We start from the raw sequence: 26,066 nt of genomic DNA, 5'->3' as shown, positions 1-26,066 counted from the left end.
CGTCATGTACCGCTTGCGCGGCGCTCAGCTAACCAGGGACTGGGCCAGTGCCAGCGGCACGGGATCGGACTGCAGCAGCAGTTTTTCAATGTCGTTTTCGCGTTGAACATCCTTTTCACCACTTTGCAGGCGGTGAAGCAGGACTTGCCGGCTGATCAACAGGCGGCGCGCGTCGCCGCCTTGCTGGCCAACACGGGCGCCTTCACCCGCCAGCAGGGCGGCGGTGACGGCGTGGTACATGCGGGAGGCGGCCTCGCGGCTGTCCACTTCCCCTTCCAGGGTCGCCGCGCTCTGGTCCATCAACACCCGCGCCTCTTCGATGGCGCTGCCGAGGCGTTTCAACAGCGGTTCCGGGATGCCTGGCGACAACTGCAGCCAGTCGGCCATGGCTTCCGCCAGGGCATTGTGCGCACCTTCCTTGCCGGCCGCGCGTTGCACCGCATCGAGTGCGTTGATGTTGCTGGTACCTTCCCACAACACGCCGATATGCGCGTCGCGAATCAGGCGTTCATTGACAAAATCTTCGATGTAACCGTTGCCGCCGCGAACCTCCATCGCGCCGGTCGCCACCTTCACGTTGTCCCGGCAGGCGCGGAACTTGAACAGCGGCGTGAGTATGCGCAATTCAAGCTGTGCGCGCAGGTCACCGCCATCGGCGCGGTGCATGACGTCGGCGGCATGCACAAACATGGACAAAGCTTGTTCCGTGGGCAGCAGCAATTTCATCAACTGGCGGCGGTGCAGGGGATGGTCGATGAGGCGGCGGCGAAAAGCAATGCGGTAGTTGGACACCACCATGGCTTCGTTCCAGCAGCGGCGCATCATGGCCGCCGCACGCACACCATGTGACAAACGCGACAGGTTGACCTGGTCCAGCATTTGTTTGAGGCCCTGGTGGATGTCGCCGACCAGATAGGCCACGGCGCCTTCAAACAACACTTCGCCACTGGGCATGGAACGTGTGCCCATTTTGTCTTTCAGGCGTGCAATGCGGTAGCTGTTGCGGCTGCCGTCGTCGAGGCGACGCGGCACGGCAAACAGCGCCAGTCCCTTGGTGCCGTCCGGTCCGTCCGCCGGTCTGGCCAGGACCAGCGCCACGTCGGCATCGACCGCCGAGCAAAACCACTTGTCGCCCGTCAGGCGCCAGTGCTGGCCGTCATGCACCGCCTGCAGGCGGTTGGTGCCTATGTCCGAGCCACCTGTGCGCTCTGTCATGAACTGGGTGCCCTTGAGGATCTTGCTGGGGTCGGTGCTGGTCATGCCCGGCAGGAAACGCGCCTTGAGCGCTTCGTCGCCATAACGCTCGATCAGAAAGGTCGAACTGTCGGTCACGCTGATCGGGCACATCAGGCCAAATTCGGACTGCACAAACAAATACTGGAAAGCGTATTTCGCCAGCGGCAGGTAACGTGTTGGCCAGCCCAGCACGCCTTTGGCGCGTGACATGGCATGGATGCCGAAATCCGTGTAGCCGATTTTTTCCATCTCGCGGTAAGACGGGTGGTAGTCAATCCAGTCCTCGTCGGCGCCAAAACGGGTGCGGGTGCGGAGCACGGGTTTGTTCTTGTCGGCGGCCATGGCCAACTCGTCCAGGCGGCTGCCCGCGACTTGCCCCAGTTGGTGAAGGTGGGGCGTGATGAAGTCCAGCACCTCGGCGGGCAAACGCAGTGCCAGCAGATCGGAGAAAGCCGGATCTATCGTATGGAAGTTCAGGCCGCGGCAGTCCGGGGCGACCAATTTTTCCGCGGAAACAGTGCCGGCCTGGTCGAGCGCCGGCGCGTTGGGGGTACTGAATGCAGAGGTCACTTCATTGTCCTTTTCCAGGGTCGGTGTGTTGGAATCGGGTTCAGGGCCAGCGGCCAAAAACCTGTTGGGAGCCAGTCTAGGCAGGCTGCCTGAAAGCGCAAGCAGCGTTCCGCACAGCGGAATGGGGCGTTGATTTTTCAGGTGCTGCACGCGCACAATGAGCTGTTCCATTTCCTCAACTTTTAACGAAGCCGACCATGCAAGGTGCTCTTTCTCATATTCGTGTCCTCGACCTGACCCGCATCCTGGCGGGACCGTGGTGCACGCAGAATCTGGCGGATCTTGGCGCCGAGGTGATCAAGGTTGAACGCCCCGGTGTGGGCGACGACACGCGGACCTGGGGACCACCCTGGCTGACAGATGGCCAGGGCGGCAACCTGCCGGACTCCACTTATTTTTCCTCGGCCAACCGTGGGAAAAAGTCCATCACCGTCGACATCGCGACAGATGCCGGACAACAAATCATTCGCACCCTGGCCGAGAGCTGCGACGTGGTGGTTGAAAACTACAAGGTCGGTGATTTGAAACGTTACGGCCTGGATTATGAAAGCCTGAAAAAGGTGAATCCCGCCCTGATTTATTGCTCTGTCACCGGCTTTGGCCAGGACGGACCGTATTCTCATCGCCCCGGCTACGATTTTGTGTTTCAAGGCATGGGTGGCCTGATGAGCATCACCGGCGAGAAAGACGAACTGCCGGGCGGTGGGCCGCAGAAGGTCGGTATTGCTGTCGCTGACATCACCACCGGCATGTACGCCACGGTGGCCGTTCTGGGGGCGCTGGTGCACCGAGCTGAAACCGGTGTGGGTCAATACATCGATACCGCGCTGCTCGATTGCATTGTGGCCTTCGGGTCTAACCAGATCGCGGGTTTTTTCGCCACCGGCAAGGTGCCCCAGCGTTATGGCAACGCCCATGCCAATGCCGTGCCTTATGGCGTGTTTGCCACCAGCGACGGACAGATCATTCTGGCGATTGCCAACGATGGTCAGTGGCAAAAATTCTGCCATGCGATGGACCTGCCGGCGCTGGGTCGTGATGAGTCTTTCCTGACCACACCGCAGCGCCTGATCCATCGTGAACGTCTGATTCCCCAGGTTGCCCAGGCGCTGGCGGGCCGCAAGCGGGATGAGTTGCTGGTCTTGCTGGAAGAACATGGCGTGTCCTGCGCACCGATCAATGATTACTCGCAAGTGTTTGCCGATCCGCAGGTTCAGGCCCGGCAATTAAAAACCGATATCACCCATCCGGACGGGCATGTGGTGTCGACAGTCACCAGCCCGATCCGCCTGTCCGAGACACCGGTTCGCACAGACGTGGCCCCGCCGCGATTGGGGCAACACACCGACGAAGTGTTGGGCGCATTGCTGGGATTGCCCCCGGAAACTCTGCTAACCTTGCGCGAGAAAAAAATCATTTAGCGATCACCGTCGCTGAGATATGAATGACTCGGCACCCGTAAGCACTCCTGATCGTCAACTTGTCAACGCGCTGTCGCGCGGGCTGTTGATCCTTGCCTGCTTTCGGGTCAGCCGGCCGCTGCTGACCAATGGCCAGCTGGCGGAGTACAGCGAGCTGCCGCGCTCCTCGGTGTCGCGCCTGACCCATACACTCGTCAAACTGGGTTACCTCGAATACGACAGCCGCCATGCGGCCTACCGCTTGGGCGCGAAAGTTTTGTCGCTGAGTTATGCCATGCTGGGTGGCATGGCGATGCGACCGCTGATTCTTCCGCACATGACCGAACTGGCGGAACGCGCCAACAGCCTGGTGGCGCTCGCAGCCTGCGAGGACTACAGCATGCTGATTGTTGAAGCGGTGATGAGCCGCAACACCCTGGCCAAGCCGCTGGAGGTGGGTTCACATATGGCTCTGGACACCACGGCCATGGGCCGGGCCTACCTGGCCTCCTGCAGCGCCTCGGAGCAGAAAAAAATCATCCAGCACCTGACCAAAAGCAAGAAGCGTGATGCAGAAGAACTAAGTTTGGCAACCGCCAAAGCGATGGAAGAATATCGTGAGCAGGGTTATTGCACGTCTATCCATGAATGGCGTGAAGGTGTCACGGGTGTCGCGGTTCCGCTTTATTTGAAGGATTTCGGCCGCACCATGGTGTTGACCTGCGGCGGGTCCGCCAAACAGCTGACCGCCAAACGCATCACCGAAACGATCGCGCCGCTGCTGATCAAGACAGCGGGCGAAATCGAACAGGCTTTCAAGGATTCCGGCACCATGAACCTGCTGGGGCGAAGCCGGAAACGCTGAGTAATGGTTGGAGGCGCCGCGAACTTGATGCTGCGTTGGCGCCGCTTGCCCGACTTATTCCTGTTCGACCTTGGCCTTGATCGCAATACGTTTCCACAGTGCAATCTCGGCAGCCTGGAATTTACGCATTTCATCGGCGCCACCGTTCATGACTTCGGCACCCAGGCGTTCATAAAACTCCTTGGTTTCCGGCAGGCGTTCGATTTGTGTCAGCAGGGCCGCGAGTTTGTCGGTTTCGGCTTTCGGTGTTTTGGCGGACACCATGGCGCCTACCCAGACATAGGCGGTGAAGCCCGGCACGCCGGCTTCGCCAAAATAAGGCACGGACGGCAGTGTGGGTGAGCGACGGTCCGAGGCAACCGCCAGGGCGCGTAATTTGCCGCCTTTGACCAGTTCGTAAGCGGCGGTGATGTCGGAAAACGCCATGTCCACGCTGCCCGAGGCGATGGCGATCAAGGCTTCAGACGCGCCTTTGAAGGGCACGTTGCGGATGTCCAGATGCGCGCTGTCGTTCAGTGCTTCCGACATCAACTGGTAGCCGGCAGAGCCTGCCGCGTAGTTGAACTTGCCGGGTTGCGCCTTGGCCGCGCTGATCAGCTCGGCCAGCGTTTTGTACGGGGAGTTGGGTGGCACCACCAGCACGGTGGGCGCACGCATCATCATGGTCAAGGGCGCCATGTCGGTTTGCGGGTCGTAGGGCAGCTTCTTGAACAAGGCCACGTTGACGGCCAGGGAGGAATTGCTGCCGACAAAAACGGTGTAACCATCGGCGGGCGCGCTGAGCAAGGCTTTGGCTGCAATAAAGCCGTTGGCACCCGGGCGGTTTTCCACCACCACGGGCTGGCCGGTCATTTCGCCGAGTTTTTTGCCGAAGTAGCGGGCCGAGGTGTCGGTGCCGCTGCCGGGTGGGAAGGGCACAATGAACTTGATGGGTTTTGAGGGAAACTCCTGCGCCCAGGCCTGGCCAGCGGGCAGCAGAAAGGCCGCGCTGCACAAAGAGACCAGTGCCAGCATGGGCAGCATCCGGGATTTGATTTTTTTGAAATTCATGTTGTCTCTTTGTGATGAAAATTTAGATCGTGCGGACGAAGTCTGACAGAGACAGCTCGCTGGCGAGCACCTGTTGGCCAACCAGCGTGTTCCAGTAAGCCTCTGATCCGTGCGCCATGCGCCACTCGTGCAGGCGGCGGGTCAGCAATTGAAGGTCGTATTCTTCCGTCACCCCGATGGCCCCATGCAAGGCGTGGGCGGTCGCGGCGACCAGCACGGCCGCTTCGCTGGTGCGTGACTTGGCGATGGCGCTGGCCAGCAGGGAGGGGATTTTCCCGTCGCCCTGAAAAGCGGCTTCGGCCGCGATGGATGCCGCCGCCGTGTGTTCGGCCATCACGCTCAACTGGTGTTGCACGGCCTGAAATTTACCGAGTGACTTGCCAAACTGGACGCGGTCGTTGCAGTACTGCAGCGTCATGTCGAAGACGCGGTTCATCGCACCGCTGAGCAAGGCGGCATGCAGCGCGGCCCCGAAGGCAGCCAGCATGGTGCCACCGCGTGGCGCGCTCATGGCGCTGCTGGCATCGGGCCAGGTCAGCGTCGCCGTGAGGTTGTGTTTGACGCCCGTGCCTTGACGCTGAGCCGCTGCGCAAGGCAGCAGCAGCAAGGTATCGCTGTCGCTGGCGAGCACGAAATCGGCCAGCAGACCGTGAGGTGTCAATGGGCAACTGACAGTGCCGTCTGCTTCGCGGCGCAAGGCCGGGGCCAGCGTGATCATGCCTGCAGGCACCGGTAACTGGGCATCAAGCAGTGCACGGGCCACAATCGTTTGTGCCAGCGGCAGCGGGACCGTGTAACGCCCCAAACAACTCAGAATCGGAAACAGCTCGGCCAGGGACAGGGCGGCACCGCCGTCGGCCTCTGTCGCCAGCAGCTCCAGAAATCCCGCATCCGCGACGGCCGCCCACAAGGCTGCGGGTGAACCTCCGGCTTCGATGGCGCGCACGGCGGCCGGCGTGCACTGGTTTTTGAGGATGTCTTCTATGGCTTCTGCAAACATGGTTTTTCTTTCTTAGCGCAAGCCCAGGCCACGCGCGATCATGCCGCGCAGGATCTCACGTGTGCCGCCGCGCAGCGAATAAGTCGGTGCAATCTGGCTCACATAGGCCACCGTGCGGTACAGGTCGGCATCCACAGGCGCATCCGGGTCCATGGCGATGGCGGCTTCAATAATGGCCGGGACGCTTTGCTCAAACTCCGTGCCTATGTCCTTGATCAACGCCGCTTCGACAATGGGGCTTTCGCCCTTGACCAGTTTGCTGGTGACGGCGATGGACATATTGCGCAGCGTGCTCAGGTGTGTGGCAAAACGCCCGATGGTCGCGGCGTGCACCGCGGCGCCCGGCATGCGGCGCAGGCAGCTGATCCAGTGTTCCAGCAACACGATGCTGGAGTAGATACGTTCCGGGCCGCTGCGCTCGAATGCCAGTTCGGCATTGACCTGGGCCCAGCCGCTGCCTTCCTGGCCGATCAAGGCATCGTCGGCCAGCAGCACGTCGTCAAAAAAGACTTCGGAAAAATGGGCGTCACCCGCCAGGTCATGGATGGGACGCACCGTCACGCCCGGCAAGGACAGGTCGACAATAAATTGGGACAAACCTTGTTGCCTGTCCTGCGCTTCGCCGGAGGAGCGCACCAGGGCAATCATGTAGTGGCAGTGCTGCGCATTGGTCGTCCAGATCTTGCGGCCGTTCAGCCGCCAGCCGCCTTCGCAGCGGGTGGCGCGGGTGCCGACGCTGGCGAGGTCCGAACCAGCATTGGGCTCACTCATGCCGATGCAGAAGAAGGCATCAGCGGCGCATATCTTGGGCAGATAAAACTGGCGCTGCGCTTCCGTCCCGAACTTGAGGATCAGGGGACCGCTCTGGCGGTCGGCGATCCAGTGGGCGGAGACCGGTGCGCCGGCGGCCAGCAGTTCTTCGACCAACACGAAGCGCGAGTAGGCATCCAGGCTGGCACCGCCGTAGGGGGCGGGCAGGGTCACCCCCACCCAGCCGCGTGCGGCCAGCTTCTTGCTGAAGGCCGCATCAAACCCCAGCCATGAACGCGCCCGGATGTCTGGCGGCGTGGCCTCAAAACTGGACGCGAGAAAGGCTTTCACCTCGGCGCGAAAGGCATCGGTAGCGGCGGGGAGTGTGGCGAGCCGGAACGCCGATAACAGGTTGCTCAAGGAATTCTCCTGCGGGGATCAGACGCCGATGGTGTAACCACCATTGGCCGACAAATGTTGGCCGGTGATGTAGGACGCGGCATCCGACAGCAGGAAACAGACCGGACGTGCCACTTCCAGTGGTTCGGCCCAGCGACCCAGCGGAATTTGCGCAAGGTAGGTATCGGCAAACTTTTCGCTGCGTATGGTTTCGGTCATGGGTGTTTCAACCACGCCAAAACCCACGGTGTTCACACGCACGTTGTACTTCGCCCATTCGCGTGCGGCACACATGGTCAGACCCAGCAAACCGGCCTTGGCCGCGCCGTAGTTGATCTGGCCTATGGTGCCGCGCCGGCCGGCGTCGGAGGAAATATTGATGATGGAGCCCGCGGCCTTGTCGCCAGCGCGCGACCGCGCCAGCATGTGGCGGCCCGCGGCCTGCAGGAAATAGAAGGAGCCCGACAGATGGACATCAACGACCTGTTGCCAGTCCTCGGCCTTCATTTTTTCGATCATGGCGGGACGGGTGATGCCGGCGTTGTTGACTAAGCCATGTACGGCGCCGAACTTGGCGACGGCTTCGTCCACGGTGCGTTGTGCAAATTCAATATCGGCCACACTGCCGATCATGGGCAACACGCGGTCTTTGCCGGCTTCGTCGCGGAAGGCTTCCAGCGCACCGGCGTTGAGGTCCACGGCGGTAACCGTGGCGCCCAGGGTCAAGGCCAGGTCGGCAATGGCACGTCCAATACCCTGGGCGGCACCGGTCACCACGATGCTTTTGTTTTTCAGCGAGAGGGATTCGTCATGCATGGCTGTTCTTTCTTAAAGTGTTTCTTCGGTACCCAGGACCAGCGTGGCCTGGCTTGAGAGTTCGCCGCCGTTACCGTGGGCCACGGCCAGTTGTGCATCTTTCACCTGGCGTTCGCCCGCTTGCCCCATCAGTTGCTGCGTGGCCTCGACCATGGTGAACAGTCCGTACATGCCGGGGTGTACACAAGACAGTCCGCCGCCATTGGTGTTCACAGGCAGGGCGCCACCCGGGGCGATGCGACCGTTTTCCACAAAAGCGCCGCCTTCGCCTTTTTTGCAAAAGCCCAGGTCTTCCAGGAACAGGATGGTGTTGATGGTGAAGGCGTCATAGACCTCGACCACGTCAATATCGGCAGGTTTGACACCGGCCTGGGCAAAAGCGCGCGCGCCGGAGGAGACAGCCGCCGTGGTCGTCAGGTCGGGCATGGCCGTGATGTCACGGTGGTCGGTGGCGGCGGCGGCGCCCAGCAGGTACACCGGCCGCCTGGCCAGATGTTTGGCGCGCTCCGCGCTCACCATGACCACGGCCGCCGCGCCGTCGGTCACCAGGCAGCAGTCGCGCACGCTGATGGGGTCCGACACCATGCGTGCCTTGAGGTAATCTTCCATCGTGAGCGGGTCACGCATGAAAGCATCGGGATTGAGCTGGGCCCAGCGGCGTGCGGCCAGGGCGACCTCGCCGAGTTGCTCGCGCTTCAAGCCATATTCGTGCATGTAACGCGAGGTCGCCAGCGCGTAAGCGCCGACCGGGCGTCCGAGTTTGTAGGGCGCTTCGTAGGCCGACGGCCGCATGGCGCTGACCAGCCCGCCCGCCGCCGTGCGCTGGTTGCTGCCGTAGGCAATCAGGGCCACGTCGCATTGCCCGGCTTCGATGGCCAGCGCTGCCCACATGGCATGGGTCAGAAAGGCCGAGCCGCCGGTGCGGTTGTTTTCAGTCAGCCGGGGCTGGATGCCCAGGTATTCGGCAAAGGTCAGGCCCGACAGGAAATCGTCGGGCAGGCCGATGAACAGGCCGTCCACATCGGAGGGTTTGAGGCCGACCTGATCGAGGGCATTCAAACTGGCCGACACCGCAAGATCCATGGAACTGCGGCCCGGGGACTCGCCCATGCCATAGGTGGCGGCGGCCACGATGGCCGATTTTCCGCGTGGGAATTTGTCTGCTGTCATCACTTGTTTCCTGTGTCTGTGACCATGTCGAACAGCAGGAGCGGGCGTTCATCCTGCGACCCGATGCGGGCTTGCACCTTCATGCCGATGTACACCGCGTCGGGCGCCATACCTTCGACACGGCTCATCACGCGTGGGCCTTCTTCCAGGTCCACCAGCACCACGTTGTAAGGCTGTTGCGGTGGTTTGACACGCACCACGGTGGTGGCATGGACGGTGCCCCGGCCCGAGGCCTCCACCCATTCGAGGTTGCGCGCGCCCGTGACAGGTTCGGCCACACGCGGATAAAAAAAGCACTTGCCGCTGCTGCGTGAGCGCTGGAGCATGAATTTTCCTTGCGCCAGGTGGGCAAAAAATTCCTGCTCGGGTCGGATCTCAGTCATGAATAGTCTCCTCCATCAAATCAGGGTTTGGCATCAGGCCATTGGTACAAAGGCGCTTCCTTGGCCAGAAAACGGCGCACGGCTTCTTCGTGGAAGTCGCTTTCGCGGCACATGGCCTGCGCCATGGATTCCTGTGCATAAACCGTCTTCCGGTCGGATTCGAAAGCGCGGTTCATCACGCTTTTGGCGATGCCCAACGCCCCGGTCGGCGCGTTGTGGAAACGTTCGGCAAAGTCCAGCGCGGATTGCAGCAGGTCCTGCTCGCAAATGGTCTGCACCAGGCCGATCTCCTTGGCCTCCTGGACACCGACCACGCGGCCGGTGAAGACCATGTCTTTGGCGCGTGACAGGCCGATGGCACGCGGCAGCAGGTACATCGCCCCCGTGTCCGGGATATAACCGAGGCGCGCAAACACGCTGCAAAACTTGGCACGCGGCGAGGCCAGCACGAAGTCGGCGCACAGGGCCAAGGACAGGCCGGCACCGAAGGCCACACCATCGACCGCGGCGATCACGGGTTTTTCGAGATCCACCAGTTCGTCAAACCAGCGGTGGATTTTGCGGATACGTTCACGGCCTTCGAAGATGTCGCGTTTTTTTCCTTGCTGCTCACCCATGGCCTTGATGTCGCCGCCGGCGCAGAAGTGGCCGCCCGCGCCCGTGAGCACAATCGCGCGCACCGACTCGTCGTCGCGCACCTCCGCCACCGCGGCGGCGAAGTCTTCCCGCATCGCGAAGTCCAGCGCATTTCGCTGATCGGGCCGGTTCATGGTCAGAACCGCCGTTGCATTCACCCGTTTGATCTCGATGGCTGCCATGGGGTTTGTTCTCCAGTCGTTCAGTAGCGGATTTGCATGAGCCAAGTGGCGACCATCACGGGTCGCTCGGCGCCTTCAATGTGAATTTCCACATGCCAGAAGCAGCGCACTTCATCCGGCTTGATGTCGTCCACCTTTTCCAGCTGGAAGCTGCCCACCAGCTTGGCGCCGCTGGGCACGGGGCCGGTGAAACGGATCTTGTCGAAGCCGTAGTTCAGGGCCAGCTTGCGGTTGGGAAACGCAAAGCAGCGGTGGTACCAGCCGGTGACCAGCGACAGCGTCAGCAGGCCGTGGGCAATGGTGGTCTTGAAGGGGGACTCGGTCGCGGCGCGTTCTGGATCGGTGTGTATCCATTGCTTGTCCTGCGTGACACCGGCGAACACGTTGATCATGTCCTGGTCCACCGTGATCGCGTCGCCGCTCATCGCGGGTTGCCCAACAAAAGCCTTGATGGCTTCAATAGAGTCGAAACTTTTTTGCATGGTGTCAGTCCGCTTTCACGCCCAGCGACTTGGCCAGCGGAATCCAGCGTGCACGTTCGTCGGCGATGAATTTGCCAAACACTTCGGGCGAGCCGGGCATGGGCTGGGCACCGATGGCGCGTAATTTTTCAAGCAGCTCAGGCTTCTTGAGCGCTTCGTTGATGGCTTTGTTCATTTCGTTGATGATGGCTGGCGATGTCCGCGCTGGTGCGACCACGCCAAACCAGGCACTGGCCTCGGCGTTCGGGAAACCGGCTTCTTTCAGGGTGGGGACGTTCGGCAGTTGCGGGAAACGTGTGTTGTCGAGGATGGCCAGCGCGTGGATCTTGCCGGCCTTGGCCTGTTGCATGGACGATGGCAAGGCATCAAACATGATGTCGACGTTGTTGCCCATCATGCTCATGATGGCGGGGGCGCTGCCGGCGAAAGGCACATGGGTGACCTTGAAACCCATCAGCGAGCTCGCGTATTCACCCGCGAGATGGGTGATGTTGCCGCTGCTGGCCGAACCCATGGTCAGCTTGCCCGGGTCTTTTTTGCCGAGGGCGATCAATTCATTGACGGTGTTGACCTTCAGTTCCTTGCGTGTCACCAGCAGCAGGGGGGACTTGCCCATGCCGGCCACGGGCATGAAGGCTTTTTCCGGGTCATACGGCATCTTCGCATACAGCGCGGAGTTGATGACCAGCGGCGCGTTGGAGCCGACGAAAAAAGTCTTGCCATCGGGCTCGGCGCGTGCCACCGCTTCACCGGCGATCATGCCGGCTGCGCCGGCTTTGTTGTCGATGATGATGGGCCGGCCCAGAATGAGGGAGGTGTCCTGGGCGACCAGGCGCGAGATCTGGTCGGCAGCGCCACCAGCGGGGTAGGGCACCACAAAACGGATAGGCCCGTCTTGCTGCGCCTGGGCGTTGAGGCCACCAAAGGCCAGGAAAAGGGACGCGACGGCAACAGCGCGGCGGGTGAATCGAATGCTCATGGTTTAGTCTCCGGTGGGTTGTTATCGAGTGGGGGTGAGGGCGTTCAGACCACGCCTCGGGCTTGCAGGTCGGCCATACGTTCGTCGGACAGCCCGAGCCGATCGCGCAGGATGGCGTGGTTGTGCTCGCCCAGCGTGGGGGCCGAACGTTCGTAACGGATAGGCGTGGCGGACAGGCGGATCGGGTTGGCGACGCTGGGCGCCTGAACACCGGTGTTGTGCGGCAAGGACAGCTGCATGTCGCGATGTCTGACCTGCGGGTCTTCGAACACCTGCTTCATGTCGTTGATGGGGCCACAAGGCACGTTGTTGGCTTCCAGCAGCGTGACCCACTCTTCCATGGTGCGTGCCAGCATGGCTTCGGCAATCAGGGGGATCAGTGTTGTGCGGTTGCGGTTGCGTTGCGCGCTGCTGGTGTACAGCGGATCGGTCGCCAGCTGCGGGCGCTCAATCACCTTGCAGAAAGCCGCGTACTGGCCGTCATTGCCGACGGCAATGATGATGTCGCCTTCCTTGCAGCGGAACACCTGGTAAGGCACCATGTTGGAGTGGGCATTGCCCATGCGCTGTGGGATCTTGCCCGACAGGAAGTAATTGATCGCCTGGTAGGAGTTGATCGAGACGATGCAGTCCAGCAGGGACATATCGATGTACTGGCCTTCACCGCTTTCGCGCCGGTGTTCAATGGCGGCCAGGATGGCTGTAGTGGCGTACATGCCGGTCAGCAGGTCGCTGATGGCGATGCCGCTTTTCATGGGGGCTGCGCCAGGTTCGCCGTCGGGGATGCCGGTGATGCTCATCAAGCCGCCCATGCCCTGAAACACATAGTCGTAACCCGGCAGTGCCGCATAAGGACCGCTTTGGCCGAAGCCGGTGACCGAGCAGTAGACCAGGCGGGGGTTGATCTTGCGCAGGTCGTCGTAGGCCAGGCCATAACGGGCCAAGGTGCCAACCTTGTAGTTTTCGACCAGGATGTCGGCGCCCTCCACCAGCTGGCGAATGATCTCCTGGCCGTCCGGGCTGGCCAGATCGACGGTCACCGATTGTTTGCCGCGGTTGGCGCTCAGGAAGTAGGAGGAGTCGCGGGTTTCCTGGCCGTCGGCGTCTTTCAGGAACGGGGGGCCCCAATAGCGGGTGTCATCACCCACGCCGGGTCGCTCGATCTTGATGACTTCAGCCCCCATGTCGGCGAGGTTCTGCGTGGCCCACGGGCCCGCGAGGATACGGGTCAAGTCGAGCACCTTGAGGTGCCCCAGCGCTGTTTTCATGTAGGGTGCCCCACCTGTTTTGATGGATCAAGAATAGGGGGCAGCTGGGATAAAGTCTAATATTAATTTGGTTGATTTAGATATCTGTTTAGTATCACGTAAAGGCAAAAAAATAAGGATTACTCCTTGAGCATCTTGGAAATCTCGCATAGGCGCTGATACCAGTTAAATATTGAATAGATTGATATCAATATTTGGCGCTAAGGGGGATATCCCCTACGCTGGCGGCCCATCAAATGCCTGAATAGGATCCTCGCGATGACCAATTCTCTCCTGTACGAGCTGCATCCTGCGCAGTTCCACCACGACCGCCACCTACGCGGGCGTGAGCGTGGTCTGCAGACGGTGTGCCGTATGGGAGCAGTCATGCCCCGAGTCGCATGACTTCCACCTGTAGATCGCCGCCCACTCTACATTCATGAGGTCGCTCAAGTAGCGCCTGGCCTTGCGCTCGATCTTCTTGTGCCGCTCTTGAGGCTCTTTCGTCCACATCCGGTGGTTAGACCACAGGTCGGAGAAATTTCCAAACGGGCTATCAGACAGCGATCGGCAGTCCGACCAGCTTTTCTAGCTCGGCATGCTCCAGACCATCAACTTTGTCGATCAGCTTCAGGCCGCCGGGCGAGCATTCGAGCGTGGCGAGGTCGGAGTACACGCGCTTGACGCATCCGATGCCGGTCAGCGGATAGCTGCAGTGCGCCATGATCTTGCTTTCTCCTTGTATGGTCAGCAAATCCATCATGACCCAGGTCTGCTTGGCGCCCATGGCCAGATCCATGGCGCCGCCGACTGCCGGAATCGCGCCGACCTCGCCGGTGCTCCAGTTGGCCAGATCGCCGGTGGCCGATACCTCGAACGCCCCGAGTACACAGATGTCGAGATGGCCACCACGCATCATCATAAAGCTATCGGCATGGTGAAAATACGAACCACCCTTTAATAGCGTTGTAGGCTGTTTCCCAGCATTGATGAGATCGTAATCTTCCTCGTCTTGGGGTGGTGCCGGGCCCATGCCAAGAATTCCATTTTCACTGTGCAGAATGATTTCGCGGCCTGCAGGCAAATGGTTGGCGACCAGCGTCGGCTGGCCAATGCCGAGGTTGACCACCGCGCCATCGAAAATATCCTGAGCGACACGCGAGGCAAGTTGGTCTTTGGTGCGTGGACGATAGGTCACGGCTGATATCTCCAAAATGGCAGCACGCCGCTCATGCGGATTTCTTCACGCCACCGGCTTGTGTGGCGACACGTTCAATCTTCACGACTTGGTGCACGAAGATACCAGGCGTCACGATGGCTTCGGGATCAAGGACGCCGAGATCGACGATCGCGTGCACAGTCGCGATAGTGCGTTTCGACGCCATGGCCATCACCGGACCGAAATTACGCGCAGCCTTGCGGTAAACCAGATTGCCCCAACGATCCCCTCGCTCTGCCTTGATAAGGGCGACATCGCCACGGATTGGGTATTCGAGTACATAGGATCGGCCATCTATCTCACGCGTTTCACGGTTTCCCGCGAGTTGGGTGCCAAAGCCAGTCGGACAAAAGAAGGCACCAATCCCTGCGCCTGCCGCGCGGATACGTTCTGCCAGGTTGCCTTGCGGAAGCAACTCGAGTTCCAGCTTGCCGCTGCGGTAGAGAGCATCAAACACATAGCTGTCTGGTTGGCGTGGGAAACTGCAAATTATTTTGCGCACGCGCCCTGCTTTCAACAGGGCTGCAAGGCCCATCTCGCCATTGCCAGCATTGTTGCAGGCCACTGTGAGTTCCCTCGCTCCCTGCTCGATCAAACCATCGATCAGTTCATTTGGAACACCGGCGGTACCAAAGCCACCAATCAGCACGGTGGCACCGTCCTGAATGCCGGCCATGGCATGGGCGACCGAATCAGCAATTTTGTTGATCATGACTCTTCAGGGTCCGATGAAAAAGACAAGGAGCGCTCAGAAACATCCAAAACACGTCAATTCGCCTTGATATTCTTGGCCTTGATGAGATCACCCCAGGATTTGTATTCAGCAGTCATTTCGGCGTTGAGTTGCCTGGGAGTCTGGCGGCCCTGCGGAATCAGCGCTATCTTTTTCAATTTGGCAGAAAATTCGGGCTCGGACAATATCTCCGCTGCAGCCTTGTTCAATATCTGGGTCGTTCTCTCCGGTGCGCCGGCAGCCGTGAACAACGCATACCAGCCCCGGCTGAACTTCTGGCCAGGACTGAAAATAGGCGGGATTTCTGGCATGCCATCCCAGGATTTGTCGTCGGCAATGCCAAGGGCACGCAGTCGCCCGTCCTTGATATAGGGTTGCGAGGTCGCAATCGCATCAAGCATGACCTCCACGCGGCCTGAAATTAGGTCTGTCAGGGCGGGCGCAGTACCCTTGTACGGCACGGTGGTCATTTTGACGCCATAGGCGTCCTGAATCTGCAATCCGATGAGATGGGTGATGCCGCCTTGGCTAGGCGTGGCGTAGTTGATCGCGCCCGGCTGCGTTTTCATATGTGCCATCAGCTCTGGTAACGTCTTCTGCGGCAACTCCTTGGTGGCGACCAGAACAAACACAATCTCGGTTAACGAGGCGACAGGCTTGAGTTCGGCCATCACCTCCACCGGACTGCTGCCCTGCAATTGCGGCGCGATGAGCGTGGTGTTGGTCGTCAGCAGCATGGTGTGGCCATCGGCGGGGGCGCGCGCCACGTGGGCTGCAGCCAGCAATGTGCCGGCGCCGGGCTTGTTCTCAACGATGACGGGTTGATTGAGCTTCAGCTGCAGTTTCTGGCCGAAGTCGCGCGCCAGGATATCTGCTGCTCCGCCGGGCGGGTAGGCTACGACAATCTTGAGCGGTTTGTTCGGAAAGTCCTGGGCGATGGCACCAAAAGACAGACCGCAAAGGGCCAAGGCGGTGAGCGCCGTGCGACGATTGAATGTGAACTTCATGTTTGTCGCTCTCTTGTGGTTATGAATCGATCAGGCCGCCCAGGCGATGGCAATAACCTAGGTGTCACGCCCTGCGCATCAATCGCTTGCTGGCGTTTTTGCCATTGCGCGATCGTCCAGAAACAGGTGTCCGTCGAACGAAACAGCGCGACGTGCGGTGAGGCCGCAGTCTGAGCGTAGCCGGGCCCACCCATCCACTGGGTGAGCCAAACGTTGCAGGCGATCTTTCCGTGCAAGCCAGCTTGTTCGTTCAGCGTCGCTATGCGCGGCGTGGCGGCGTCGTAGGCCTGTATCTGGGGCATGACCAGGGTATCGAATGCCGGGTCAGACATCAGCGCACCGGCGCAGGCCGTGAACGAAGCCGGATCGCTGATGACTTGCGCGGTCGTGTCGTAAGGATTGAGGGCATAGCCGAAGTCCGGAATGGCGCCTGCCAGAACCCTGGCGTTTTCTTCATTCGCCTGTGGCAGATCTACATCATGCGCAGCCGCACTGTCGGCCGCGATGATGCAGGCACCGCCAGAAGTACTGAGGATCGCAGCGCCGCGTCCGCGGGCCCGTGGTGCCTTGCCGAAGAAGCCGGCTACCTCCAGAACCGAATCAAAATTCTCGACCAGTACCGCGCCGGAGCGGGCAAATAACGTTTTCCAGCTATCGTACGAGCCAGCTGTGGATGCTGTGTGACGCCATGCTGCGTAGGCGCCCTTGGGGCTCTTACCCAGCTTGTGCACAATGAGCGGCTTGTTCGCAGCCATAGCGCGAAGCGCTGCCTGCTCCATTCGCGCCGGATGTTCGTGGCCTTCGATTAAGCAGACGATGACCTTGCAAGATGGCTCGTCGGCAAGATAGCTGATGTAGTCGGCCACGTCGACATCGGACATGTTGCCGCAGGCCAGCGCATGACTCACCGCAGTGCCCTGATGAGCGCTTTGCGCCAGCGCCATAGCCAGCGCTCCGGACTGGCTCACAATGCCGATTGCACCCGGGCCGGCTTCGCACGCTGGAAACTCCGAAAACGACAGGCGCACACCTGCGACATAGTTAGAAAACCCGATGCAGTTCGGTCCGACCACGCGGGTTCTGGTACCGCGAACCAAATCAGTCAACGCCTGCTGCTCGACCTGACGTTCGGCAAAGTCAGTTTCTGCATAACCCGAGGCAAAGATCAACACGCCTGGAACACCCCTAGCGACGCACTGGGCCACCAGTCCATGCACTTTCTCGCGCGGCACGGCAACCACAGCGCAATCTGGAACCTCCGGCAGCGATCGCAGGTCGGGGTAGCACTTGTCGCCGCCGATTTCCTCATATTGAGGATTGACAAGGTACACCGGCCGCTCGAACCCGGCACGGAGGTTCTTCAGCGTGCGCTCGCCAAAGGAGCCGAGCCGTGCGGAGGCCCCGATGATGACGACGCTTTTTGGCGCCAAAAGTGCATCCATTTCGTCATGGGTGTAAACAGTTTCGCGGATTAGCTGCATAAGTACCTGACCGGAAAAAAGATTGTGGACGACGCGATCGCCGTAGCAGGCAACGTAGAAAAAGTGCAGCGACTCGCCGGGACCTAGCCTTGTATATTTTTTGATAGAAACTCGATACCGCTTCTGTATCGAGTGAAAACCGCTTTGAAGCTGGCCCTCGTTGTCCGCATGTCCAAGTTTCAACACGGTTTTTCATGAGTGTGGTAGCTAGGCCACGGGCCAATCAAAGTCTCAGTTTTCGACCTTTACACCGGTGACCTGGATCGTCTTACGCCACTTATTGGTCTCGTCTTCCACGTATTTACTGAATCGCTGCGGATCGAACTTGTTGGTGCTGTCAGCGCCGAGTTTCTGCATTCTTGCAAGCACCTCAGGTGAATTCATAATCCGGACCACCTCTCGGTTCAAACGAGAGAAAATCTCCGCTGGAGTGCCTGCGGGTGCGTAAAGTCCCACCCAATTTTCGAGATCGTAGTCTTTGTAACCTGCTTCGGCAAAGGTTGCCACATCAGGATACAACTTGCTGCGCTGGCCGCTGGTCACAGCAATAGCGCGCACTTTCCCTGCGGTTACCAAATTGCCCACACTAACCGTGTCAACAAATGCCGCAGGGATTTGGCCGCCCATTACATCGGTCATGGATGGACCATTGCCCTTGTATGGGATGTGAGAAAGCGGCAATCCGGAAATGTGACGGAACAATTCACCTGACAGATGGGTAGCACCACCGGCTCCGGCGGTTCCGAACGGAACACTACTTTGGGTGCGCGCCCACTTGATGAACTCGGGCAATGTTTTTGCCGGAATATTAGGGTTCACCACCAGGAGGTTAGGCATGGTGACGAGCAGGGCAATTGGCTCAAAACTCTTCACCGGGTGATAGTTCACTTTGGGTTGAATGGCGGGCGCCATGACATGGCCGGTAGCACTGATGAGCAGCGTATAGCCATCATTGGGTTGATTTGCTACATATTCGGTTCCGACCTGACCTGCGGCACCCGGCCGATTGCTCACGATGAAGGGCTGCTTGAACGCCACGCCCAACTCGGTAGCAAGAATGCGGCCAACAAGGTCCGTCGCCCCTCCTGGGACAAAAGACACAACGATGTTGACCGGCTTGGACGGCCAGGCGTCGGTGGCGAGCGCCGGGCCGGGGCCGATGAGGGCGGCGGCGCAGGCTAGGATGGCGGCGAGGCGGGTGCGAATGGTCTTCATGTTGTCTCCTGGGGTTGAGGGGGGCGTGCGTACGGTTCGGCATGCGCGAGTACTGCGCTGTAGCGTTGGATGTGATGGTCGCTGTCGCCCAGCAGCGGGTCGCACAGGGTGAGGTGCTTGAAGTAGTCCCCCACCGGCAAGTCGTCGGTCATGCCCATGCCGCCGTGCAGTTGCACGGCTTGCTGGCCGATGAGGCGGCCGGCGCGGGCGGCCGTGATCTTGGCGCCGGCGAGCATGCGGCGACGGGCCGCGGGGTCGGATTCGTCCAGCGCCTGAGCGGCGACATAGGCCATGGACAGCGCAAGTTCCTTTTGCACCAGCATGTCGGCCACACGGTGCTGGAGCACCTGAAAAGTGGCGAGCGGTTTGCCGAACTGGTGGCGGGTGCGCAGATAGTCCGTGGTGATTTCGATAAGTTTTTCCATGGCGCCGGTGGCGTTGGCGCAAAGCGCGGCGATGCCGTGGTCCAGGCCGTGTTCGAGCGCAGCGAGTCCCTGATGCGGGGCGACGAGCAAGGCCGGAGCCGGCAGGCGCACGCCGTTGAAATTGATATCGGCGGCCTGCAGGCCGTCCATGGTGGGGTAGGCGGCGACCTGCACGCCGGCGGCATCTCGCGGCACGAGGAAGAGGGCGAGGCCATCATCGAGGCGGCTTGAGACGATCCACGCGTCGGCCCTGCCGCCGTGCCAGACCAGGCATTTACGCCCATGCAGCAAGTAGCCATCGCTATCGCGTTCAGCGGTGGTGTGGAGGCGTGCCGGGTTGTGGCGGCTGTCTGCTTCCTGCCAGGCGAGCGAAAAAATACGTTCGCCGCTTGCTAGCGCGGGGAGGAGTTCGGCTTGCCGCGCCGGATCGCTCCAGGCGGTGAGGATGGCGGTGGCCATGACTGCGCTCGGGATCACCGGCTCCAGCACGAGGCCGCGCCCGAGCTCGCGTTGCACGACGAGCTGCGTCGCTGCGCTTTCGCCGAAGCCGCCGTGTTCGGTGGGAATACCCAGGCCGAGAACACCCAGGTCGGCAAGCTGTGCCCAGGTGGCGGGGTCGAAGCTCTGGCTTGTGCGGGCGACCCTGCGCCGTTTTTCGAAGCCATATTCGGTTTCGATGAAGCGGCGCAGGCTCTCGGTGAGCATCCGCTGTTCTTCGCTGTAGGTGAAGTTCATGAGTTGTTTTCCCTCAGAGTCCAAGAATCATCTTGGAGATGATGTTTTTCTGTACTTCAGTGGCGCCGCCGTAGATGCTGGTTTTGCGCATGTCGAAGTAGGTGGCGGTGGCAAGTGCGGCCCACTCGGGGCCGGCCACGGGCTGCGGTGTGCCGGCGTCCATCCATTCCGGCTCGAAGGGCCAGGCGTTGAGACCGGCAATTTCCATTTGCAGCATCGCCAGTTCCTGCTGCAGTTCGGAGCCGCGCAGTTTGACGATCGAGGCTTCCGGGCCGGGACCGCGGCCGGCCTCTTCGGTGGCGACGCGCAGGAGCAGCATTTCCAGTGCCATGAGGTCGATTTCGACGCGCGCGATCTTGTCGCGCGTGCGCGGGTTGTCGATCAGCGGGTGCCCGTCGTCGCCCAGGGTTTGCGCGGCGTAGTGCTTGAGGTGGCGCAATTCGCGGTAGCAATGGCCGATGCCGACGATGCCGGTGCGTTCGTGACCCAGCAGGTATTTTGCGTAGGTCCAGCCGTGGTTTTCTTCGCCGACGAGATTTTTCACAGGAACGGCGACGTTTTCGAACCAGACCTCGTTGACATCCTGGCCGCCGTCCAGGGTGGTGATCGGACGCACCGTGATACCCGGTGTTTTCATGTCAATGAGCAGCATCGAGATGCCTTCCTGAGCGCGTGCGGCGTCGGGATTGGTGCGCACCAAGCAGAAGATCCAGTCCGCCCACTGCGCCATCGTTGTCCAGATTTTCTGGCCGTTCACGATGTAGCACTCGCCATCCCGCAGCGCACGTGTCTTGAGCGAGGCCAAGTCGGAGCCGGCACCCGGTTCGGAATAACCCTGACACCAAAAATCCTCTATCCCCGGAATGCGGGGCAGGAAGCGCGATTTTTGTTCCGGGCTGCCGAATTTGATCAGCACCGGGGCGATCATGGCGATGCCAAAGAGCAGGGGCCGTGGCGCCCCGGCGCGGTAACACTCGATCTCGAAAATGAGGCGCTGGAGGGGACTCCAGCCGGTGCCGCCGTGTTCCACGGGCCACGCCGGCGCGCCCCAGCCACGAGAGTGAAGAATGCGGTGCCAGCGCACGTAATCGTCTTTTTCCACGCGTTGATGGTTGAGTACCTTGGCGCTAATGTCGGTGGGCAGATTGTTTTGCACGAAGGCGCGGACTTCCTCGCGGAAACGCTGTTCTGCTTCGGTGTAACGCAGGTCCATGGAGAAATTCCCTCGGGAGTCAAAGAGTTGTGGGTTTCCCAGGATCACGAGGCCTGGACCGACAGATCGCCGCCGACGGGATACTGTCTATTCCGATAGGCCGAGAATAGGATCGGCAATCGATACCGTCCAATATTTATTCATCAGTAGTTAATATTTTTTCGGTATCGACATTTGGATTTACACGGGTAATCTCGCAAAAAACTGGCTGCTTCTTATCAATACTGTTTTGGTATCAAATTTATATTTAACGATATTGGACTGAGCGCGGTAAACCCTCTACGCTGGAGGTCTATGACACAGCCTGAGGAGGCCCATCCCATGTCCGACTTTCTTTTGTACGAACAGCAAGGCCACGTGGTCACGCTGACCATGAACGAACCCGAACGCCGCAATCCGCTGACGGGCAATTCGGCCGTGCCGGACTTTCTGGCCGCGATAGACCGCATTCACAACGACCGCAGCGTGCGCGCCGTCATCCTGACCGGCGCCGGTACGGCTTTCTCCTCCGGCGGCGACATCCGCGATATGGAGCGGCAGGCCTCCGGCGAAGTCAGCGGCATGCAGATTCGCCAGGAATACCGCACCGGCATCCAGCGCTTGCCGTTGGCCTTGTTCAACCTCGAAGTTCCGGTCATCGCTGCGGTCAATGGCGCCGCCATTGGCGCCGGCCTGGATGTCGCCTGCATGTGTGATATCCGCATTGCCTCGGAACACGCCAAATTTGCCGAAAGTTTTGTCAAGCTGGGCATCATTCCGGGGGACGGCGGTGCCTGGCTGCTGCCCCGCATCATCGGTATGTCGCGGGCGTCCGAGATGTCCTTCACGGGGGAGGTCATCGGGCCGGACCTGGCGGCGAGCTGGGGCCTGGTGTCGCGTGTGGTGCCCGCCGATCAATTGCTGGCCACGGCGAATGAGCTGGCCTTGCGTATCGCGGCCAACCCGCCACATGCCGTGCGCCTGACCAAACGGCTGCTGCGGGAAGCCATGCACACACGCCTGGACACGCTGCTGGAAATGGCCTCGGCCTTTCAGGCGATGTCGCATCAGACGGACGACCACAAGGAAGCTGTCGCTGCCTTTCTGGCCAAACGCACCCCTGTTTTCAAGGGCTGAGGTGCGCGCAGGCAAGGTCCTGGCGGCGGCGGGACGCTCAGTTATGCTTGGTGGCAACGACACCGCCAAACCCATGGACCTGCGACGCATACGCCACTTCGTCATCCTTGCCGAGACGCTCAATTTCCGCCGTGCGGCAGAACGCCTGCACATGGCGCAGCCGCCGCTGACGGTTTCGATTCAGAAGCTGGAAGCGGAGCTGGGCGTCAAATTGTTCGCCCGCGAATCCACCGGGGTCACGCTGACGGCCAGCGGGCGCGCCGTGCTGGTGGAAGCCAAGCGGCTGCTGTTTCACGGCAACCAGCTTCGCGAAACGGCGAAAAGCACCATCGAGGGAACCGGCGGAACCTTGCAGATCGGTTTTGTCGGCTCGACCACCTATGGGATGCTGCAAAAACTGCTGCCGCTGTTTCGTGCCGAATACCCCGGCGTTGAATTGATCCTGCGTGAAGCCACCTCGGTGGACATCATGCAGCAGCTGGAAGACAACGCCCTGGATATTGGCCTGGTGCGTGTGCCGCTGTTGCAGGCCTCCAGGGCCACGCTGGTCCAGCTGGAGCACGACGAATATATTGCAGCGCTGCCCCGCGGCAACGCCCTGGCTGACAAGGGGCTGCTTAAACTCATGGACATGGCGGGTGAGTCCTTCATCATGTACGCCCCCACGTATGCCTCCGGTCTACACAGCACGGCCATGCTCGCGTGCCAGCAGGCCGGGTTCATCCCCCGCGTGACCCAACAAGCCATCCAGATTCAGACCGTGCTGGCGCTGGTGGAAAGCGGCTTGGGTGTGGCCCTGGTGCCCTCGGTGATGCAGCGTTTTGTCAGTGACAAAATTGTTTACCGGCCCGTGGTGGACCTGCCGCCGGCGGCAGCCATCGGGCTGGCGCTGGCCTACCTGGCCGAGACCGAGAGCCCGGCCGCCGCCCGGTTTCGCGCGCTGGCCACGCGCGAGTTTGTGCCGGACAAGCGGCGTTAGCGGAACGGGGCCCGTCAGGGCTCAGTGGTGGTGGCCGTGTTCGCCATGCACGTGGCGGTGTGCAATTTCTTCTTCGCTGGCGGCACGAACCTCGGTCACTGACAGGGTAAAACGCAAGGCTTTGCCCGCCATCGGGTGGTTGCCATCGAGCAGCACGGTGTCGCCCTTGATTTTCACCACGGTGAAAGCCTGGGGCTGGCCGTCGTCGCGCCGGCCTTCGAGTTGCCCGCCGACCTTCACGCCTGGGGGGAACTGGCTTTTGGGGATGGTCTGCACCAGGTTTTCATCGCGCAGGCCGAAGGCGTCTTCCGGCTGCAACGCCAGCGTGGTCTGGTAGCCCGGCATTTTGCCTTCCAGCGCTTCTTCAATTTTTGGCAAGGTGTTGCCATACCCCCCATGCAGGTAAACCATGGGTTCGCGGCTTTCGTCCAAGAGTTTGCCCTGGGCATCCGCCACTTTGTAACGCAAGGTGACGGCAGTGTCTTTTTCGATTTTCATAAATGGGATGGGTTGGGCGTGTGAGAGACAGGCCGCCATTTTCGCGCCAAAACGCCGACCTCCGCGAACTCGGCTGTTAAGGACCGTGTTTTGTGGGGCCCATGCTGATGGAGAGCCTTGATGGCCGCTCGGCATTTTGGCTAATTTTTCAAAGAAAGCTGTTCATTTTTGGCCGTCTCCTACAGACTACCGAGCATGAAAATCATCGTCATGGGCGCCGGAATTATTGGTGTGAGCACGGCCTGGCACCTGGCCAATCGCGGGCATGCGGTCACGGTGGTCGAGCGCCAGCCCGGCGCAGCACTCGAAACCAGTTTTGCCAACGCCGCGCAGATATCCGTCAGTTATTGCGAGCCCTGGGCCAATCGGGAGGCGCCCGCCAAGCTGCTCAAATGGATGTTTCGCCGTGATGCACCTTTGTTGTTCCGGCCCCAGCTGGACTGGCGCCAGTGGCGCTGGGGCCTGCAGTTTCTGGGGCAATGCAATGACGCTGCTTTTGAACGCAATGTGGCGCAGATTGTGGCGCTGGGCGCCTACAGCCACGAGGCCTTGAAAGACATTGTGGCGGTCACCGGTATCGATTACCTCCGGCTGGAACGCGGCATAGCGCACTATTTCACCGACCAGCAATCGCTGGACGCGGCGGCGGATGCGGCGGCATTGATGCAGAAATTTGGTGTGCAGCGCCAGGTCATCAGCCGCGAGGAATTACTGGCCATAGAGCCGGCCTACAGCTCCTTCGCTGCCCACATCGTGGGCGCCACCTACACGGCCAGCGACGAAAGCGGCGACGCCCGGGTGTTCACGCAGGCGCTGGCGCGCCGGTGCGAAACATTGGGTGTGCAGTTTTTGTATGAACACGACATCCTGCGGCTGGAGTCCGCGGGAAACGCCGTGACCTCGGTCAAGATAAAAAACCGCAACACCGGTGTTTCAGCATCCAAAGGGGCGGATGCTTTTGTCGCTGCCTGTGGTTCCTACACCGCGCCCTTGTTGCGAACCGCCGGGGTGGACCTGCCGATTTATCCAGGCAAGGGTTACAGCGCCACCTTTCGCCTGCTCAAGCCCGAACGGGCGCCCTGGGTCAGCACCATCGATGATGAGGTCAAGTGTGCGATCAGCCGCCTGGGTGACCACCTGCGTGTGGCCGGCACGATTGAATTGGCCGGTTACGACCTGTCGCTGAAGACGCCGCTGGCCCAAGCCCGCTGCCAGATGCTGGCCGACCGCATCGAACAGGTCTTGCCCGGCGTTTGCGACACCCGATCGGTGGCGCAGGGCGGGCAGCCGCATTTCTGGGCAGGCCTGAGGCCAGCGACACCGACCAACATTCCTTTCATCGGCAAAACCCGGGTGGACAAACTCTGGGTGAATGCCGGCCATGGCACCCTGGGCTGGACCCACGGGGCCGGATCGGGCAAAGCCATGGCCGAACTGCTGGACGGGCAACGCCCCGCGCTGCCGTTCAGGTTCCTCGGCATTTCCTGACGGTCACCCTGCCGCCCACGCGGTATGGACGCGGGGCACAATAGGCTTTTTTTCAACGTTTTCTTTCGCATGCACACCACCGCCCTTGTTCTGTTTTCGGGGGGCCAGGACTCCACCACCTGCCTGGCCCAGGCGCTCTCCAAATATGAACGTGTGGAAACCGTGGCCTTTGATTACGGCCAGCGGCACAGCGTGGAACTGCAGGCGCGCTTGCATGTGCTGCGCGAGATCCGGTCGCAGTTTCCGCAATGGGCGGCCAAGCTGGGGGACGACCATTTGCTGGACCTGTCGGTGTTGGGTCAGGTCAGCGAAACCTCGCTGACGCGCGACATGGCCTTCAAGATGGAAAGTTCGGGCTTGCCCAACACCTTTGTGCCGGGGCGCAACCTGCTGTTTTTGACCCTGGCCGCCGCGCTGGCCTACCGGCGCGGCCTGCAGGTGCTGGTGACCGGTGTCTGCGAGACCGATTTCTCCGGCTACCCCGATTGCCGCGACGACACCATGAAAGCCATGCAACTGGCCTTGTCGCTGGGCATGGACAAACGGTTTCTGATCGAAACGCCGCTGATGTGGATAGACAAGGCCGCCACCTGGGCACTGGCCGAGGCGCTGGGCGGCCAGCCGCTGGTGGACCTGATTGTGGAACACACCCACACCTGCTACCTGGGCGACCGCGAACACCGCCACGCCTGGGGTTATGGCTGCGGCCAGTGCCCGGCCTGCGAGCTGCGTGCGCGCGGCCACGCGGTTTATTCGGCGGCTTTGCCCAAGCCCTAGTTCACGGGCTTTGGC

The 26,066-nt window shown here is 60.9% G+C and carries 25 protein-coding genes; 6 read left to right on the top strand and 19 right to left on the bottom strand.

The genetic code is table 11. The features are described 5' to 3' along the window. Positions 1-24 precede the first annotated feature (24 nt). Positions 25-1,806: an acyl-CoA dehydrogenase family protein gene (locus R6254_RS16700; RefSeq protein ID WP_318408462.1), complete on the bottom strand. Its 1,782-nt coding sequence runs from the start codon at positions 1,804-1,806 to the stop codon at positions 25-27. A 197-nt stretch (positions 1,807-2,003) separates the two neighbouring features. On the opposite strand from R6254_RS16700, the gene R6254_RS16695 reads away from it, so the two are divergent. Both R6254_RS16695 and R6254_RS16690 read left to right on the top strand, forming a co-directional pair. Beyond that, complete coding sequence (locus R6254_RS16695) at positions 2,004-3,227, top strand: CaiB/BaiF CoA transferase family protein (protein ID WP_318408460.1); 1,224 nt, start codon at positions 2,004-2,006, stop codon at positions 3,225-3,227. Between the two features lie 19 nt (positions 3,228-3,246). Then, on the top strand, positions 3,247-4,071 hold the full coding sequence (locus tag R6254_RS16690) for an IclR family transcriptional regulator (protein ID WP_318408459.1): 825 nt from the start codon (positions 3,247-3,249) through the stop codon (positions 4,069-4,071). Positions 4,072-4,125: 54 nt separating this feature from the next. Here the strand turns inward: R6254_RS16690 and R6254_RS16685 are convergent, their stop codons facing one another. The 17 genes from R6254_RS16685 to R6254_RS16605 form a co-directional block, all read right to left on the bottom strand. After that, the gene (locus R6254_RS16685) at positions 4,126-5,094 is read right to left on the bottom strand and encodes a Bug family tripartite tricarboxylate transporter substrate binding protein (protein ID WP_412103184.1); all 969 of its coding nucleotides are present in this window, start codon (positions 5,092-5,094) and stop codon (positions 4,126-4,128) included. 49 nt (positions 5,095-5,143) lie between these two features. After that, entirely contained in the window at positions 5,144-6,121 is a 978-nt protein-coding gene (locus tag R6254_RS16680; RefSeq protein ID WP_318408458.1) for an acyl-CoA dehydrogenase family protein, read from the bottom strand. 12 nt (positions 6,122-6,133) lie between these two features. Beyond that, the gene (locus tag R6254_RS16675) at positions 6,134-7,291 is read right to left on the bottom strand and encodes an acyl-CoA dehydrogenase family protein (RefSeq protein WP_318408456.1); all 1,158 of its coding nucleotides are present in this window, start codon (positions 7,289-7,291) and stop codon (positions 6,134-6,136) included. Between the two features lie 18 nt (positions 7,292-7,309). After that, the gene (locus R6254_RS16670; RefSeq protein ID WP_318408455.1) at positions 7,310-8,086 is read right to left on the bottom strand and encodes an SDR family NAD(P)-dependent oxidoreductase; all 777 of its coding nucleotides are present in this window, start codon (positions 8,084-8,086) and stop codon (positions 7,310-7,312) included. Between the two features lie 12 nt (positions 8,087-8,098). Beyond that, positions 8,099-9,256 (bottom strand): thiolase, encoded by a 1,158-nt coding sequence (locus tag R6254_RS16665; protein ID WP_318408453.1) that lies wholly within the window; start codon positions 9,254-9,256, stop codon positions 8,099-8,101. Then, positions 9,256-9,639, bottom strand: coding sequence for a Zn-ribbon domain-containing OB-fold protein (locus R6254_RS16660; RefSeq protein WP_318408452.1), 384 nt, complete (start codon positions 9,637-9,639; stop codon positions 9,256-9,258). The genes R6254_RS16665 and R6254_RS16660 overlap by 1 nt, the downstream gene beginning before the upstream one ends. 20 nt (positions 9,640-9,659) lie before the next feature. Next, positions 9,660-10,457 (bottom strand): enoyl-CoA hydratase/isomerase family protein, encoded by a 798-nt coding sequence (locus tag R6254_RS16655; RefSeq protein WP_318408450.1) that lies wholly within the window; start codon positions 10,455-10,457, stop codon positions 9,660-9,662. Between the two features lie 20 nt (positions 10,458-10,477). Further along, positions 10,478-10,939 carry a MaoC family dehydratase gene (locus R6254_RS16650; RefSeq protein WP_318408449.1) on the bottom strand — a complete coding sequence of 154 codons (462 nt, stop codon included), beginning with the start codon at positions 10,937-10,939 and terminating at the stop codon, positions 10,478-10,480. A gap of 4 nt (positions 10,940-10,943) precedes the next feature. Further along, on the bottom strand, positions 10,944-11,918 hold the full coding sequence (locus R6254_RS16645; RefSeq protein WP_318408448.1) for a Bug family tripartite tricarboxylate transporter substrate binding protein: 975 nt from the start codon (positions 11,916-11,918) through the stop codon (positions 10,944-10,946). Positions 11,919-11,962: 44 nt separating this feature from the next. Continuing rightward, the gene (locus tag R6254_RS16640) at positions 11,963-13,186 is read right to left on the bottom strand and encodes a CaiB/BaiF CoA transferase family protein (protein WP_318408447.1); all 1,224 of its coding nucleotides are present in this window, start codon (positions 13,184-13,186) and stop codon (positions 11,963-11,965) included. A 535-nt stretch (positions 13,187-13,721) separates the two neighbouring features. Beyond that, positions 13,722-14,363, bottom strand: a complete 642-nt coding sequence (locus R6254_RS16635) for a 3-oxoacid CoA-transferase subunit B (protein WP_318408445.1) — start codon at positions 14,361-14,363, stop codon at positions 13,722-13,724. Positions 14,364-14,394: 31 nt separating this feature from the next. After that, positions 14,395-15,096: a 3-oxoacid CoA-transferase subunit A gene (locus tag R6254_RS16630; protein WP_318408444.1), complete on the bottom strand. Its 702-nt coding sequence runs from the start codon at positions 15,094-15,096 to the stop codon at positions 14,395-14,397. 56 nt (positions 15,097-15,152) lie between these two features. Next, entirely contained in the window at positions 15,153-16,124 is a 972-nt protein-coding gene (locus R6254_RS16625) for a Bug family tripartite tricarboxylate transporter substrate binding protein (protein ID WP_318408442.1), read from the bottom strand. Next, a complete protein-coding gene (locus tag R6254_RS16620; protein ID WP_318408440.1) occupies positions 16,121-17,791 on the bottom strand; it encodes a CoA-binding protein in 1,671 nt (556 codons plus the stop codon). The genes R6254_RS16625 and R6254_RS16620 overlap by 4 nt, the downstream gene beginning before the upstream one ends. Positions 17,792-17,836: 45 nt before the next feature. Beyond that, positions 17,837-18,820 carry a tripartite tricarboxylate transporter substrate binding protein gene (locus R6254_RS16615; protein WP_318408439.1) on the bottom strand — a complete coding sequence of 328 codons (984 nt, stop codon included), beginning with the start codon at positions 18,818-18,820 and terminating at the stop codon, positions 17,837-17,839. Next, the gene (locus R6254_RS16610; RefSeq protein ID WP_318408438.1) at positions 18,817-19,980 is read right to left on the bottom strand and encodes an acyl-CoA dehydrogenase family protein; all 1,164 of its coding nucleotides are present in this window, start codon (positions 19,978-19,980) and stop codon (positions 18,817-18,819) included. The genes R6254_RS16615 and R6254_RS16610 overlap by 4 nt, the downstream gene beginning before the upstream one ends. Positions 19,981-19,993: 13 nt before the next feature. Beyond that, positions 19,994-21,193 (bottom strand): acyl-CoA dehydrogenase family protein, encoded by a 1,200-nt coding sequence (locus tag R6254_RS16605; protein ID WP_318408437.1) that lies wholly within the window; start codon positions 21,191-21,193, stop codon positions 19,994-19,996. A gap of 321 nt (positions 21,194-21,514) precedes the next feature. Here R6254_RS16605 and R6254_RS16600 point away from each other — a divergent pair, with 321 nt between their 5' ends. Both R6254_RS16600 and R6254_RS16595 read left to right on the top strand, forming a co-directional pair. Beyond that, positions 21,515-22,309, top strand: coding sequence for a crotonase/enoyl-CoA hydratase family protein (locus R6254_RS16600; RefSeq protein ID WP_318408435.1), 795 nt, complete (start codon positions 21,515-21,517; stop codon positions 22,307-22,309). Positions 22,310-22,382: 73 nt separating this feature from the next. Further along, positions 22,383-23,288: a LysR substrate-binding domain-containing protein gene (locus R6254_RS16595; RefSeq protein ID WP_318408434.1), complete on the top strand. Its 906-nt coding sequence runs from the start codon at positions 22,383-22,385 to the stop codon at positions 23,286-23,288. Positions 23,289-23,309: 21 nt separating this feature from the next. Here the strand turns inward: R6254_RS16595 and R6254_RS16590 are convergent, their stop codons facing one another. After that, entirely contained in the window at positions 23,310-23,786 is a 477-nt protein-coding gene (locus tag R6254_RS16590; protein ID WP_318408432.1) for an FKBP-type peptidyl-prolyl cis-trans isomerase, read from the bottom strand. Between the two features lie 195 nt (positions 23,787-23,981). Here R6254_RS16590 and R6254_RS16585 point away from each other — a divergent pair, with 195 nt between their 5' ends. Both R6254_RS16585 and queC read left to right on the top strand, forming a co-directional pair. Then, complete coding sequence (locus R6254_RS16585) at positions 23,982-25,274, top strand: D-amino acid dehydrogenase (RefSeq protein ID WP_318408430.1); 1,293 nt, start codon at positions 23,982-23,984, stop codon at positions 25,272-25,274. A gap of 69 nt (positions 25,275-25,343) precedes the next feature. Beyond that, complete coding sequence (gene queC / locus R6254_RS16580) at positions 25,344-26,051, top strand: 7-cyano-7-deazaguanine synthase QueC (protein WP_318408428.1); 708 nt, start codon at positions 25,344-25,346, stop codon at positions 26,049-26,051. Positions 26,052-26,066: the final 15 nt, after the last annotated feature.

It is taken from the genome of Polaromonas potterensis, from assembly GCF_033446725.1.
Lineage (GTDB): Bacteria > Pseudomonadota > Gammaproteobacteria > Burkholderiales > Burkholderiaceae_C > Polaromonas.
This window is presented reverse-complemented; position numbering and strand designations above follow the sequence as displayed.